The organism is Paenibacillus sp. J22P59 (assembly GCF_059383895.1).
In genome coordinates, this window is sequence record NZ_JBXENX010000007.1 from 260,962 (window position 1) to 275,618 (window position 14,657).

Consider the following 14,657-nt stretch of genomic DNA (forward strand, 5'->3'; position numbering starts at 1 on the left):
CGTTTTTATTGCACTTTATTCATTACTCATTCGTAACTCAAGCCGAAGCCTCTCGGATAAGCTTCACTAATCGTTATAGGCAATTTGCCTTTTGGCTTGGCACCGAATATGACTTTAACAGCAGCATCCCAAGATACAGGAATTGGGGTAACGGAATACCAGGTGTCCAGAGCATAGGTTGCCAGATAAGCCGCTACATCTGAATAACCGAGCAGATCACTAGGGTTGCCAAGTGAGATTGCTACAACTGGTTTACCTGTTGCACGAAGCTGATTCACAAGATCAATCTGCCCTTGCGATACCTCTTGATCGGAATGGGTAAAGACGAGAATGCGATCTGCTTTTTGCGCCTGTTCAACCGCTTTCCTAATGCTTTCTTCCGTTGCATCCAGCTTTTCACCAGTCGCTGGCGCTGCCTGATAAGCCATGACCTCACCCTTGCTCACCTTTTTCACGGTTTCAGCAATTTGATTCGCGTACGCCACACTTACAACTAAAGTCGTTTCCTTCGACTCTGCATCAAAAGGCAACGTACTATTCTCGTTCTTAAGTAATGTAATAGAATCCATTGCAATACGCTCAGCTAGCTCCCCATGCTCCTTGCTCCCTACGATTTCTATAGCCTTATCGACTTCGACCTTACGATTCTCGAACAGCTTCATCTTTAGCTTATACGTAAGAATACGCTCTACAGAAGTATCTACACGGCTTCTTTCCAGCTTGCCGTCTTGCAGAGCTTGATAAAGGGAGTTCATTGTATCATATTGGTCAGACGCAGAGCCATTGGCCATGACGATATCTGCACCAGCATTAACAGCCATAACAGCGGCCTCTCCCGCGCCCCAATTTCTTGATATCGCTCCCATAACCATAGCGTCCGTAACGATAATCCCTTTAAAGCCAAGATCTTCGCGCAACAATCCTGTCAGCACCTTTTTGGACAGTGTGGCCGGCAGATCGGGATCAATCGCCTGCACAATAATATGCGAGGTCATAATAGATTCAATGCCTTCATCAATAACAGCCTGGAATGGCGGGAGATGTACTTTCCGCAGCTCCTCTTCGTCATAGTTTACAGTGGACAATGAGTAATGCGTATCGAATGCGGTATCCCCATGCCCTGGAAAATGCTTGGCACTCGCAATGATTTCCTCACTATGATAGCCTTTCACCTCTGCAACAGACATATCACTGACCAGCTTCGTATCTTCACCGAATGAACGAACGCCAATGATCGGATTCAAGGCATTAGAGTTCACATCGGATACAGGAGAAAAGCTCCAATGGAAGCCCATCGCTTTGGCTTCGATTGCTGTAATTTTGGCAGCCTGTTCTGCATAGTCGAGATTTTGTGTAGCCGCTATCGCCATTTGCCTTGGCAATACAGCAGCTTCTCTAGGAACCCTTTGAGCCGCACCATATTCCAAATCACCTGAAATAAACAATGGAATGCCTAATCGAGTCTCCGACGCTAATTGCTGCAATTGATTATTGAGATCCGTCATCTCTTTCACAGTATTGATTCGGCGATTCATAAGCGTGCTTCCCGCGTAGTATTCTTGAATCATCTTCTTGGAGAAGGCATCAGCTGTATAGGTAGGTGTATACATGACTAGCTGGCCGATTTTCTCCTTGTCATTCATTTGTGCGACCAGTGCCTTCGCCCTTTCCTCGATAGAACCCGAATTATTTGGCTTAACGGTTTCGGTTACCGGCTCACTTTGTATAGGCTCACTCTTATTCCCGCTCGTTCCTTTAGAATTCATAATTGGAATGATAACCGCTACTGCAATCACGATTAATAGTGCGAGTAACATGACGACTTTCTTATTCATAATAGCCTCCTAGTTTTTACTGTTCATATTTTACCATAATTTATATTATTAAATAAATGTTATAATATAAGGAAAACGAAAAAACAGGTACGGTTTGGAGACGGATTCCCGTCGTGTCGAACGTTTGAGTTTTAAGCATCCTTGCCCTTGCCCTGAAAAGAGCCCAGCAGTCCAGTTTCATAGCCTCTAACAACAGCCCCAATCCGTGTCTTCACGCCAAGCTTCTGGTTAATAGAGGTCGAATAATACTCAACTGTTCATTGGCTCATAGCGAGCTCATGGGCAATTTCCTTACATTTATGAGTGAGCGCATTCTCATCCACACGGCATGATGGCCTGCACGAACAGCATTCTATGAGGCTAACCTCATCGCTCAAGAGCCTAGCCTCCTGAGGTATGAGGTTAACCTCATATCTCCCCGTTTTTTGCATCCATTTCCATCATTAAGAGCGGGTCTACTCACACTTTTATGATTTTGCCTCACATGCTCTAATGATGAATACGTAACTGCGAGCGATCCATTATTCGAATGCATGTATTCAAGTGTAAATAGCTATGTCTTGTTACAGACTTCAGGATTAGCTTCGTTTCTTGCTCTACTAGTCCGCCAGCCAGCTAGCCTGCTGCGTAACAGCCTTTTCATCAAATAACCGCTTGATTCTGTTAGGTGCAATCTTCGATCTAAATTGTCCTTATCTCAATGAGGATACGATTTGGTCGTGTTTGCCTGCCAATAACTGCTCGATAGGCTAATAAATCTCAACAATCGAGCTTAGTTCGGCTATGCCCTGTGCAATCATTTCATTATCAGAGTGGCAAAGTTTATTTAGCCAGTTGCCATCAAACCAGTTGTCATCAAATAGAATGTGCTGATTGTCAGCCACCAACATATTCATGGTCATATTTTCAATTCGAGCTATATACGATAAGTGCCGCGCAATCGAGTTGTTCGTTTATTCCTATTGTATTGGCTAGCAGATTTCAGGATTGCTACTCCTAATCTCATGTCAACCTTAGCTGGAACCCTCCTATTAATAGTCATCTGAGAAATGAGGTGCTTTCGCTATTTAATGAGGACAATCTCACTTATTTCACTACTTTACTAGCCAAAATCCAAGTTAAGGTAGGTCAGCCTCATTACTCAGGAACCTAGGTTCCCCACTAATGACCTCAGGTTCATAGTTTTACCTTTTCGCCTGACTGAGCCTATTAACTGCGAACTAATATTCCTTATTCCAAGAAATATCTTCCTTATATGCCCAGAAGAACATGGGATGGGAATGCCACAAATAGGCGTATTCCATTCTGCTAGGGAGGAGACAGGAATACCGTACAAAAAAGCGGCTTCCCATTCTGCTTGGAATGGAATGCCGCCTCACCGTTCGCTTCTCAAGTGAAACCAAATATAAATCCTAACTGCTAATCGCCGGCTGCTTAACCGCTGCATCTGCCTTCGCAGCTGGAATTGCCTTGCACACTTCAAGCAATTGAAACTCCCCATGCTGCGCTTGAACCTCGTAACGAAGCTGGTTGCGAGTCAATATTTGCTCGAATTCCTCCAAGCTATGCCAAGTCCACCCAGCAACGCATGCGAGATAGGATACATACACCTCGCTGTGGATGAGGATCAGTTTTTTCGATATACGGAAAAGCTCCTTGAATAATATGCCCGCGATCGGATCGCTGAACATCCGGTAATAATCCGTAACGATCAGCACGTCGAAGTGGCCTGAAGGATAAGGCGTATCAACGCCCAGCATATATACGAATTCTTTATCTACGATTTTGCTTTTGAAGTCTTCGTAAAGATGTTTGTTTTGCAGGAAAGCATGCGTAACCCCGATCTCGTTCAATAAGGCGTAGCTGTCAGCCCCAATAATCGCGGATCGCTGAGTCCCTTCTAAGTAGTCGGAATGAAGGGTATCAATAATAGCCTCAGGGTACAACGGCGTATAATATTTGATGACCATCTGATTGAATTTCGTCATGATTTGGTTATAATGCATATCCGACGAATAAGGGTACAGCTCCGTATCGAACTGGTAATGCTTATAATGCATTTTTTTACGGTTCAAATAGCTCGTCTTGATCTTAAGGTCAATCTTGTCGTCCGCCTCATGAGGAAGATGCAGCACACAAATCTCTTCCGTCGTCAGCATCTGAGCGCCATGCTTGTGCAGATGATAGGAGAAATCTGTATCCTCTGCTCCCCAGCCTTTGAACGACTCATCGAAGCCTCCGGATTTCAGTACGATATCCCGTGAAGCACTAATCGCCCCGCTCCAGCCCATCGTCCAAGGCACGACCATCTTATTCAGATCGCCTCCGACCAGCTCAAAATGCGCCGTGCGCAAATCTTCCCAGCCCGGATGATGCTTCAGACGCTCACATATTTCTTCCAGATTATCTGGAGAAATACCATCAATAACAGACATATCCTCTGTAGCCGGATCGGTGAAAGCGCCCAAAATATAATGATACAGCACCATATTGGTACTATCACCAATGCGGTTCGCTACTCCTTCGATCAAATGGGCTGGAATGACAATTCCGCAATCTAGAAAAACAAGAATTTGCCCCTTGCTCTCGCGAATGCCGGTATTGCGTGCCCGGGAACGACAGGAATGCTTATCCCGAGGTATGAAAATATAGTTCAATAAAGGAATGCGATCCGCATACGAATCGACTACGCTTTTGATCGGTTCAGTGGAGCCGTCATCTATGATAACTACTTCCATCTGAATATCGTCACGATACTTCTGTCCGCTTATAAAGTACAGCGTCTTCTCCAATTGCTCGGGCTTGTTATGCACCGGAATAATGATTGAGATATCCATACTTCTAATCTCCCTCCTAATCGAAAGGGAACAAACCGAGAACCGGGAGCTTCCTCCAAGAAGAGGAAGCCCTTAAGCCCGGCTATTATGCTCCCACAACCACTGCTCGTTCCGGCTTATACGGCATAAGGCCATTTCGACTGCACAGCTCATTAATAAGCGACTGAAGAACAGGCTCCTCCGCAGCTTGCAGCTTTTCAAGACCATTAATAATGGATTCCAAAATTTGAGTGTTCCGTGACCAGAAATATTTCATCAGCATACTGCGCAGCGTGAACGCCTGCTTTTCCAGAGCACGATAATCTTCCAGCAACGTATTGTCTTTACTCAAGCACCCAAGCTCCTGTAGATAGGTAATTCGGGAAACCATCATTTTTTTGTGCTCCCACAAAATATGGACCGGCCTTACATCCAGATTGACTTTATCCTCTATCAGCACTTGGAAGTAGCGCTGCAGCCCCTTATAAATATCAACCCCGTGATAACCATCCGATGGCGTGTAATGGAACCGTAAGCGTTCGGACGTATTCACCGCATGCAGATAATCGCTCAACACATCAACCATCATCTGCAGATCCAGATCGAATTTACCGAGACGCATCCCGAACCGCGAATCTTCATACTGATAGGGAGCTATTTTGCGGCATAGGGTAATTCCCTTTTGCCCCGTATCGGTGTGATACGCTTGTTCAAAATGCTCGAAGGATACTTCTTGGAAAGAAAACTGCCGATTTTTATCAAAAATAGCGATGTTATAGATCCGTCTCTCCAGATCATAGCCATATACCATCAGATCATGGCTGAAATGATGCGTGCCATTGCTTACAGAATTCGGGATATAATACTCATCCACATAGGTGAAGCAATAAAAGTTCTCGTCGATTTGATACTTCAGAAAACGATGGAGGTCAATCCCCATCTCGGACAGCATCGTTTTGTCGGTATGCTGATATTCAAGCCACGGCACATTGCCGAACAGAATCATTAGATTCGGTACGAAATCCAGCCGATATTCTCCTGCCTCGATATAATCCTGAGAGATATGCAGCTGATTATAATGGGTATACATCCACGGCTTGCATTCCTCATAGTTCTGAAGAATGCCAAGCACATAAGCATGACCAAGGAAACCGTACACATCCGGCATCGCGAATGGCAGTTTTTTTGACTCACTGGATATACACGCAGCAGAGAGGTCAATTGCCTCGTTGTCCATCATTTATCTCCTCCCCAGCCTCATGCAGTCATTAGAATGATTCTTTATCCGCGAACATACGCGTGCAGCGATTGCACATCATAAGGTTCGTCGTTTTCAAATATTCACGGAATTTCGTTGCTCTTTCACCCTCCCACATTTCCTGAAAGGAATTCTCGTAGATGTTCCCATATTTATAGTCAGGCAAATCGACGCATGGATACACATCGCCCTGACGGCGAATGACAAGCTCATGCCATGGCGCTACACATTTGGAACGACCGAACACATTCTCGATATCTGTGAAATACTCGTGAATATCAACGAAGTTGGATGTATCTACACCCTCAGATGCCCAGATCTCTTCAAGATCCTTTTTAAGCGCAACTGTGTCGATGTCGATAGACTCTTCCACGAATCCTTGCCAGCCTGGAGACACATCGCAGTCCAGATGCTCTTTCATTTGGGCAGCATACGCCTCGCCGCGCTCCTGACTCGTGAACAGCAGCGGTGCGAAATTGACAGACAAATCACGGCGCTTGAGCCAAGGGTTTTTGGAATCATGCAGAACAACCGTTGCATCACTGAAGCGTTCGCGAAGCGCACCCATGAAATCCTTGATACTATGATAGTTATATTTGGACAATACCATCGTAATGTTGATGAATGGGAACATTTTTTTTCTTCTTCTTTTCTCAGCAATCAGGGCATCTATATTCTCACAGATCGTTTTGAAGCTGCCTTTGCCGCGAATTGAATCATGGAATTCTTCTGGGCCATCAATCGAGATATTCATCCCTACGATGTTTTCCATAATGAATTGAACTTGTTTTTTGATCAGCGAGCCGTTTGTCAGCAAATAAATATTTGCTTTTCTGCTGCGCAGATATTCAACCAGCTCCGTAAAGTTTTTGTACAGCATCGGCTCACCGCCGGTAATGATAACGTTAAGATTCTTATTGACCTCTGTTACTTGACCGAGGAAGCCCTTCAAAACTTCAATATCAAGCTGCTCCCGAATGGCACGTTGGGGCTCCTTCAGCGCCCAGCCGGTATCTCCCCAAATGTGGCAAAAGCTGCAACGATAATTACATAATTCTGAAGGAAACAGCGTGAGCTGCTTGATCTCCGGCTTTAAATTCTGGACATGCTCCACCAATGCGGCTCCACCAAGACTACCAGCTTTCGTTAACATAAATAGAAAACCTCCCTTTTCTCACTATTCGTCGCTTGAGCTTGCGATATATTCCATAATGGCGTTAATGCTTCTGAAATTGCGGAAATCCAAATCCTCGTCCTTCCAAGCAACACCAAATTCCATTTCCGTAGCAATGACGAGCTTAATGAAAGTCATCGAATTAATTCCGAGAACGGACAGATCATCATCTGGACCAAGGCGGTCCAGCTCATCTGGATCATCTACATTTTCCTTCAGTAGGTTAATTACTTTTTCCTTCAGATCTTCCTGCGTATCAATTGACATAATAAATCCTCCTATGCATTGGCTTTTTGCTGAATCTGTTCGAAACTGACGAATAAACAATTCTGGAAATCAGTTTCGTTGCGGACAAGCTCAAGCAGCTTGTCCGCGATCGCTTGAATCGTGTCGGGCTGGTATTTCGGCAAATACATATACCGAACTACGCCTTTTCGAATCGTCTCCCAATCATTGTGCAGCAGCATAAATTGTTTCGTTAGCTCATGCTCCTCGCCGAAAACAGCGCTCAGCCGATACCGTTCAACCTGCTTGGCATTCATAATCTGATTCAATAAATCGACGAGATCATTCACCTGCGGACTAAACGAAGCTTCCAGCGAGCCGATCCGCTCGAACCATTCTGCAAGCTCCTTCAGCGTTCGCAAGCTATCCTCGATGCGGGATCGGCCGCTAAGCTGGCTCTGTGCGAACAGCTTCATGGCAGCAACGCTGTCCCCACTGCTTGCTTCCGCTCGTTCCGAGAGGCTCTCGACGATGTAATGGGTCGGCCGGTATTCCCGCTCCATGAAATGGTCGACGAAGCCCCGGCACGCATTGGTCAGATCGTCATAGCTGATCGTACGGGCTTTGTACGACAAATTTTCCTGACGGTCATGCTCCACGATATGGAATTGCCGGAGTCCCTCATCGAACCCGAATACGAGCAAGGTGTGATCGACATGCCTCTTGTGATACGTATCCTTGCGGAAGGATTCGTAATAGCAGTCCACCCATACGATAACGGGCTTGCCTTGGCTGATGCTGCTCACCAGCTCGCCCACAATATCCTCGTTGTTATAGTAGGTCATCACCCGCAGCCCCAATTGAGCAAACAGCTCATCAATTGGGCGGACGAAGACATACTCAATTCCATATCGTTCCTCGTTTGCTTCCTCCGGACGGCTGAATACAATGAGATCATTCAAGAGGAAGGGCAGAACGCTGCGTCCGAAATGCTGAACGGCCGGGAACAGGGAGTTGTAGAAGCAGTTCCGATAATACAAATCATTGAACGGCTCCATTCGAGGCAGAATAATCGGCTCCGAGTACGGAATTACTTCTCCTTCTAGAGACAGCTCTTCTGCAGCAGCTGTCTCGACTGCCCTTTCCTCGTTCGGACCAAGCTTCGGCCGCTCCTCTTGGAATAGATTCGATGATGGCTCCAGCCTTTCGGCGGCCTCTTTGATCGTCGGATAGCTGAAGAGCTCTTCCGAGCCGAACCGAATGCCCTTTTTCTCCAGCTCCACTTCAAGCCGAATCGCTAAGATCGAGTTGCCGCCAAGCGTAAAGAAGTTATCGTAGACATCAATTTCCTGAATGCCGAGAAGCGTTCCCCATGCTGTCGCCAGCTCTTGCTCCATTCGGGTGTAATCGCCGCCGGCTTTGCCTGTCAATGTAATGTCCGCTTCCAGTTGGGGCTGAGCGTTCAGATAAGGCTCCTCTGATAAGGTCGCCACAGCCCCCACTTCTGGAGGAAGCGGATCGACCCAGCATCTCATTTCCTGAAAAGGATAGGTCGGCAGCCTGGTATTAGGCCGGTTGTTACAGCCGTTCAGCTGCTCCCATTCGACCTCTGCACCAAGGCTATAGAAATAGCCTAGCTGCCTCAGATCCTCAGGCCGTGTAGTCTCCCGCTCCGAGAGACGCGAGATGCATTCGCTCGCGGCTTCACTGTACGTCCGCAGCTCTTCCGTCGTAACATCGCCCTCTCCCCACAATTCCCTGCGGATGCTGGCGATTCGATGCTCCCCATAATAAATGCCTCTTGTCTCATCATTGCGAAGACCTTCATCCAATAGAATCTGGAGCTTGTCCTTCAGCTCATCCAAATCCCCCGCAATAATCGCCAATCTGCAATTGTAATGCCCCCTGCCGATGCCTGCGGTATAGCAGATATCACCGATGCTTGCTTCCTGGTCGGGAAGCCATGCTGCATAGGCTCGCAAGAGCTCCTCCAGCGCCGGCTTGCTCTTGGCAGACAGCGTCAGCAGTTGATCGCCATCCTCCTGCTCGCTCCGGCGGGGACCTATCTTCGGGGCCTCCTCCAGCACAAGATGGCAATTCGTGCCGCTGAAACCAAAAGAGCTAACTCCGCATCTTAGCGGTGAATTCTCCGCTTCCCAGCGCTGTGCGCGGTCATTGACATAGACCGGCGATTGCTCGAACGGGATGTTGCGGTTCGGTCTCGCGAAATGAATCGTTGGCGGAAGCGTGCGATATTTCAGCGCTGCAACCGCTTTGGCAAGCCCGGCGACACCCGCCGCAGCATCCAGATGGCCAACATTGGTCTTCACCGAGCCGAGTGCACAGAACTGATTCTTCGTTGTGTAATTACGGAAAGCTCGTCGAATCCCATCCACTTCGATTGGATCGCCCAGCTTCGTCCCCGTGCCATGCGCCTCCATATACGTGACCGTCTCAGGGTCAATCCCGGCGTCCTTCCAAGCCTGTACGAGCAGCTTCTCCTGTGAGGCTGCGTTCGGGGCAGTCAGGCCAACCGAGGTCCCATCCTGATTCATCGCACTGCCTTTAATTACTGCGTGAATCGGATCACCATCGCGCACAGCCTTTGCCAGCGGCTTGAGCAGAAAAGCCACTGTGCCCTCTCCCCACACCGTACCGTCAGAGTCATCATCGAAGGCATTCGTCTGCCGCATGGAGGATTCAATTCCGATCTCGAACAAGCCTTCTACCGGCATTAAACATACCTTGACTCCTCCTGCGATCGCCATCTCGCACTCGTCATTGCGCAATGCTGTGCATGCTAGATGCACAGCGACCAGCGATGAAGAGCAGGCGGTATCTACCAGCAGCGTCGGTCCTTGCAGATCGAGTAAGTAGGCAATTCTCCCCGCCATAATGGAAGGCGTATTGCCAATGCTGGCAGTCTGAATCTGCGAGGGCATATTCTTGCTAATGTACTGGCCATAGACGGGCCAATCAGCGTATCCAATATAGACGCCCGTCCGTGTGCCATTGATTCTTTTGCCACCGTAGCCAGCATCCTCAATTGCCCTCCATGCGGTCTGCAAAAAGAGCCGCTGGTTCGGGTCCATCAGTGATGCTTCCTTAGGCGACAGGTTGAAAAAGCTGTAATCGAAGCCGTCAACCTCCTGCAGATATCCCCCGTGGCTGTAGCGAATATCATTCGCCTTCAGATGAGTGAATGTTCGAATGAAGCCCTCGGAATCCGCTTGCCTAGCCAATGGGTACGGCCTGATCAGGTCTCTGCGATTCACAATATTATCCCAGTACTGCTCAAGATTGTCCGCTCCCGGCATCTTGAGGGAAAGTCCAATAATGGCGATGTCCTTCGATGGCTTGGGATGCTGGCTCTTGAGTGACCGAAGCAGGTCGAGACCAGTCTCGGCATCAAGCTTTCCTGCTCCAACACTCTCGAATATTGTGCGTATTATGTTATCCATTCGACACCTCCAAAGCCTGGTACAGCTCGACTGCGTCGTCGATCGTCAGCTCGCCCTGCCCAATTCGATCGAACAGGGTCAGAACCTCTTGCCTGAATTCGTCTTCTCCGAAGTCTGTCGGCAGCTCTTCTATTAATGATGCTGCTTGGGAGCTTAGATGCTCGGAGATACGAGCTATCGTTGGATAGGAAAACATATCAGCAACAGTCGTCTGTCTTGGGAACTGCTCATCCAGAAGGGCATGTATCTTCGAGATGAGTATCGAATCCCCCCCTATTTCGAAGAAGTTAGCATGGACGTCCAGTTCTTCATAACCAAGCACTTGCTTCCAAGCCTGTGCCACGATTTGTTCAATCTCACTGTAACCGCCAACTGATTTGCCCTTTAATATAATCGGAACTACGACCGCAGCTTTCCGCGTAAATGCAGGTTTAATGGGTACGCCGTTCCGATTGCTTGGACGGATCGGCGCTGCCATTCGGAATGGCAGCAAATCCCCTAGGGCAAATAAATCTCCGCTTCTATTCCACTCCCCGACGAACACCTGCTTGTCGCCCCGGTTCAGCATTTGATGAAACGCCTCTACCCCTTGATTAGGAGGCAATATTCGGAACATTTCCTTGCTCTCGTCCATGTCGGCGCCTTCTGCTACCCCCGTCTGCTCCCATGCCGGCCAATTCAATACGAGCGTCCGGCATCCTTGGCGGCTTCGGTATGCGGAGTAGGCATCCAGATAAGCATTCCCCGCTGTATAAGGTCCTGAGCCGATTCCGCCAACCAGCGTAATGGCTGAGGAGAACATGACGAAGAAATCCGGATGGTCCTGTCTTGTCAATTGATCCAGCAGCCAAGTCCCTTGCACCTTGGAGGCCGTTATTGCCTTGAACTCCTCCAACGTCAAGCTGCCAAGCAGATTGCCTTCTGCAATCCCCGCAGCATGAACAATGCCAGCTATTCGCCCATACTGCTGACGCAGCCCCTCGATAGATGCAGATAACTGCTCGCTGTTTGACACATCCGTCTGGACAATTACCACTTCGGAGCCTAATTGCTCAATAGCGCGAATAGCTTGGATGCGAGCTGCGGTACGTGATTTGGGCTGCTCCTGAAGCTCGGCATCCCAATCCTCACGCAGCGGTAAGACTGAGCGGCCCAGCAGAGCGAGACGAATGTTCGCTTGCGTCGCCAAATGCTTGGCGATATGAAGCCCAATTCCTCCGATGCCGCCTGTAATCAGATAGATGCCTTCCGAAGTCAGCTCGACTCCTGTGCCTGCTGCCTCCTCTAGAGGAAGGTGTTCAACCTGATCTATATACCGCTCCCCTTGCCGATAAGCAGCAAGATAACCCTCGGCTTGGGCAAGCAGCTCCGCCCATACGATCTCCTCTGCATCCTTCGTCTCATCAAGATCGATGCAGCGCACCCGCAGCTTGGGATTTTCCCAGCCTATAACCTTGCCTAGCCCAACCATCGCATACGATTCCGGCAAAACGCTCACTTGATCCGTAATCACATCATCTGCGAGCAGCGATACGACAGTTAGTTCAACCCGATCATGGAGAGGCTGATTCGCAAGTGCTTTAGCCAAATAAAATAAGCTGAACATGCTGCGATCGAGCCTATTCTCAAGCACTGTGAGAGAATCTGCTTCTGTTTGGCTGCCCAGGGAGCGGAGATGAACAATTCGCTCAATCCTCTCTCCTGCTAGCTCCAGCAATAGCCGAGCATAATCTTCTGCGACATCTCGAATAAGGAAGGAACTCTCATTCTCCTGCTCGTATCGGTCGCCAATACTGACCTCGATTACTTTGCAGGAAGCAGACCTTGCCCGATTCGCCAGATTAACCCCAACCCCCTCCGCATCCTTGAAGATTAACAAAGCAGCGGGTACATGGGCCTCTCTTCTACTCGGCAGCGGCTCCTTTATCCAAACCCGTCGATGGTATAAGCCTTCTCCCTCGAACTGTGTGCGATCAGCAATCGGCTCAGCTTCGGGGAATGACAGCCAGCAGCGGTCCCGATCGAATGCATAGGTCGGCAGGTGAACCCGTCTTCTTTTCTTCCCGGCATATAATCGGTCCCATGCAAGCTGAGCGCCTCGAGCATACACAGCGCCCAGCTCTTGAAGCAATTGCGCATCCTGCCCGCCTGCAGACTGCAGCTTCTTCAAGATTGCTTCAGCCAAGCGATCTTGATCCGCTTCCTGCCCTTGTGGAGCATTCGCTTGCAGTGTCGAGGCGAACCAGCCTTCTCCTGCACAATCGCCTTGCAGCATTCCCATGCGAGCTTGCCTGAGCAGATCCACAGCTTCTCTACTACTTGAGGCAACAAGCCCAAGGCGATGTCGATAATGCCCTCTGCCTACGCCTAATGTATAGCTGACATTTTCTAAAGACAGCTCTTCATTCCGTTCAAAAAAATCAACAAAACTGCCAAGGAGCTCATTCAAAGCCGTATCCGTCTGTGCCGACCATACGAGCAGACTAGGCTTCCCGCTCTCCGTCTCTGCTGCTAAGGCTAAGGCGCCGACATCAGGCGCTTCCTCCAACACGACATGGCAGTTCGTGCCGCTGAGGCCGAAGGAGCTAATGCCGCACCTTCTAACACCTGACTCTTGTTCCCAGCTTGTCAGCCTATCATTGACGTACACCGGTGAATCTGCGAAGTCAATTTGTCTGTTCGGCCTGGCAAAATGCAGCGTCGGATACAGCTTCTTCTCATGAAGCGAGAGCACAGCCTTGACCAAGCCTGTGATTCCAGCAGAATTGTCCAGATGACCAACATTGCTTTTCACAGAAGAAACCGCGCAAAACTGCTTTTTGTCGGTGTATCTGCGGAACGCCCGCTGAATGCCTTCTACTTCAATCGGATCGCCCAGCTTCGTTCCCGTACCATGCGTCTCGATGTAAGCAATCGTCTCAGGGTCAATGCCTGCCTGTTTCCAAGCTTCAACAATCACAGCTTCTTGCGCCTCTGCATTTGGTGCCGTAATGCCCACTGAACTGCCATCTTGGTTCATCGCGCTCGACTTAATGACGGCATAGATCGAATCCCGATCCTCCCGTGCCTTTTCCAGCGGCTTGAGCACAATGGCTACAACACCCTCTCCCGTCCCGGTTCCATCCGAGCTGTCGTCGAAGGTTCTCGCTCGGGACGTCGATGACTCAATGCCGACTTCTACCTCCCGAACAGGTACGAGATGGAGCTGAATGCCACCGGCAAGCGCCATATCGCATTCACCGTTACGAATTGCCTGACACGCTAAATGCACGGCGACGAGTGATGACGAGCAGGTTGTGTCTACCAATAAACTCGGTCCTCTCAGATCCATCAGATAAGATAGACGGCTGGCAATAATGGGACGCACATTCCCTGTCATCGCCAATGACAGGCTCGCTGGTTCGACTTCTTGAATTAATTTCTTATAGTCTGAATCGGAGCCATAGCCTACATAGACACCAGTACGGCTTTCTTTGAGCTTATCGCCGCCGTAGCCTGCATCCTCGACTGCACTCCAAGCTGTTTGAAGGAATAGCCTCTGATTCGGATCTAGCAAGCTTGCTTCCTTGGGCGAGAGCTTGAAGAAGCGATAGTCGAACTTGTCGATCTCGTCCAAATAAGCGGCTTCGCCATACTCAATCTCATGGGGCTCTTTGCCCATCCACTTAAAGTAGCGATCGGTGTCTTGCTTACGGGAAGACGGGATTGGCCTAACACAATCAAGACCTGCTCCGAGATTGCTCGCGAATTGCCGTGGCGTATCTGCTAGAGGGAGCTTCAATGATAAGCCGATAATGGCAATATCTGAATGCGATACCTCCTCAAAGGCGACATCGCCGAACTCCTCCAGTGGAATGCCGGTTAACTTGATCGAACCGAAGTCCATTT

9 protein-coding genes are annotated in these 14,657 nt (G+C 48.9%); 1 reads left to right on the top strand and 8 read right to left on the bottom strand.

Translation table 11 applies throughout. The features are described 5' to 3' along the window. Nucleotides 1-26: 26 nt before the first annotated feature. Both AC50YO_RS14500 and AC50YO_RS14505 read right to left on the bottom strand, forming a co-directional pair. Nucleotides 27-1,835, bottom strand: coding sequence for a glycoside hydrolase family 3 protein (locus tag AC50YO_RS14500; RefSeq protein WP_494847990.1), 1,809 nt, complete (start codon nucleotides 1,833-1,835; stop codon nucleotides 27-29). 749 nt (nucleotides 1,836-2,584) lie between these two features. Beyond that, nucleotides 2,585-2,731 (bottom strand): hypothetical protein, encoded by a 147-nt coding sequence (locus AC50YO_RS14505; RefSeq protein ID WP_494847991.1) that lies wholly within the window; start codon nucleotides 2,729-2,731, stop codon nucleotides 2,585-2,587. A 378-nt stretch (nucleotides 2,732-3,109) separates the two neighbouring features. Between AC50YO_RS14505 and AC50YO_RS14510 the strand changes: the two genes are divergently transcribed. After that, nucleotides 3,110-3,232, top strand: a complete 123-nt coding sequence (locus AC50YO_RS14510) for a hypothetical protein (RefSeq protein ID WP_494847993.1) — start codon at nucleotides 3,110-3,112, stop codon at nucleotides 3,230-3,232. Nucleotides 3,233-3,247: 15 nt separating this feature from the next. Here the strand turns inward: AC50YO_RS14510 and AC50YO_RS14515 are convergent, their stop codons facing one another. The 6 genes from AC50YO_RS14515 to AC50YO_RS14540 all read right to left on the bottom strand — a co-directional run bounded on the left by AC50YO_RS14515 (nucleotide 3,248) and on the right by AC50YO_RS14540 (nucleotide 14,655). Beyond that, entirely contained in the window at nucleotides 3,248-4,672 is a 1,425-nt protein-coding gene (locus AC50YO_RS14515; protein WP_494847995.1) for a glycosyltransferase family 2 protein, read from the bottom strand. An 85-nt stretch (nucleotides 4,673-4,757) separates the two neighbouring features. After that, on the bottom strand, nucleotides 4,758-5,891 hold the full coding sequence (locus tag AC50YO_RS14520; RefSeq protein WP_494847997.1) for a hypothetical protein: 1,134 nt from the start codon (nucleotides 5,889-5,891) through the stop codon (nucleotides 4,758-4,760). Between the two features lie 28 nt (nucleotides 5,892-5,919). Beyond that, nucleotides 5,920-7,062 carry a radical SAM protein gene (locus AC50YO_RS14525; RefSeq protein ID WP_494847999.1) on the bottom strand — a complete coding sequence of 381 codons (1,143 nt, stop codon included), beginning with the start codon at nucleotides 7,060-7,062 and terminating at the stop codon, nucleotides 5,920-5,922. Nucleotides 7,063-7,086: 24 nt separating this feature from the next. After that, nucleotides 7,087-7,350 carry an acyl carrier protein gene (locus AC50YO_RS14530; protein WP_494848001.1) on the bottom strand — a complete coding sequence of 88 codons (264 nt, stop codon included), beginning with the start codon at nucleotides 7,348-7,350 and terminating at the stop codon, nucleotides 7,087-7,089. Between the two features lie 11 nt (nucleotides 7,351-7,361). Then, nucleotides 7,362-10,769 carry a beta-ketoacyl synthase N-terminal-like domain-containing protein gene (locus tag AC50YO_RS14535; RefSeq protein WP_494848003.1) on the bottom strand — a complete coding sequence of 1,136 codons (3,408 nt, stop codon included), beginning with the start codon at nucleotides 10,767-10,769 and terminating at the stop codon, nucleotides 7,362-7,364. After that, nucleotides 10,762-14,655, bottom strand: coding sequence for a type I polyketide synthase (locus AC50YO_RS14540; protein ID WP_494848005.1), 3,894 nt, complete (start codon nucleotides 14,653-14,655; stop codon nucleotides 10,762-10,764). The genes AC50YO_RS14535 and AC50YO_RS14540 overlap by 8 nt, the downstream gene beginning before the upstream one ends. Nucleotides 14,656-14,657: the final 2 nt, after the last annotated feature.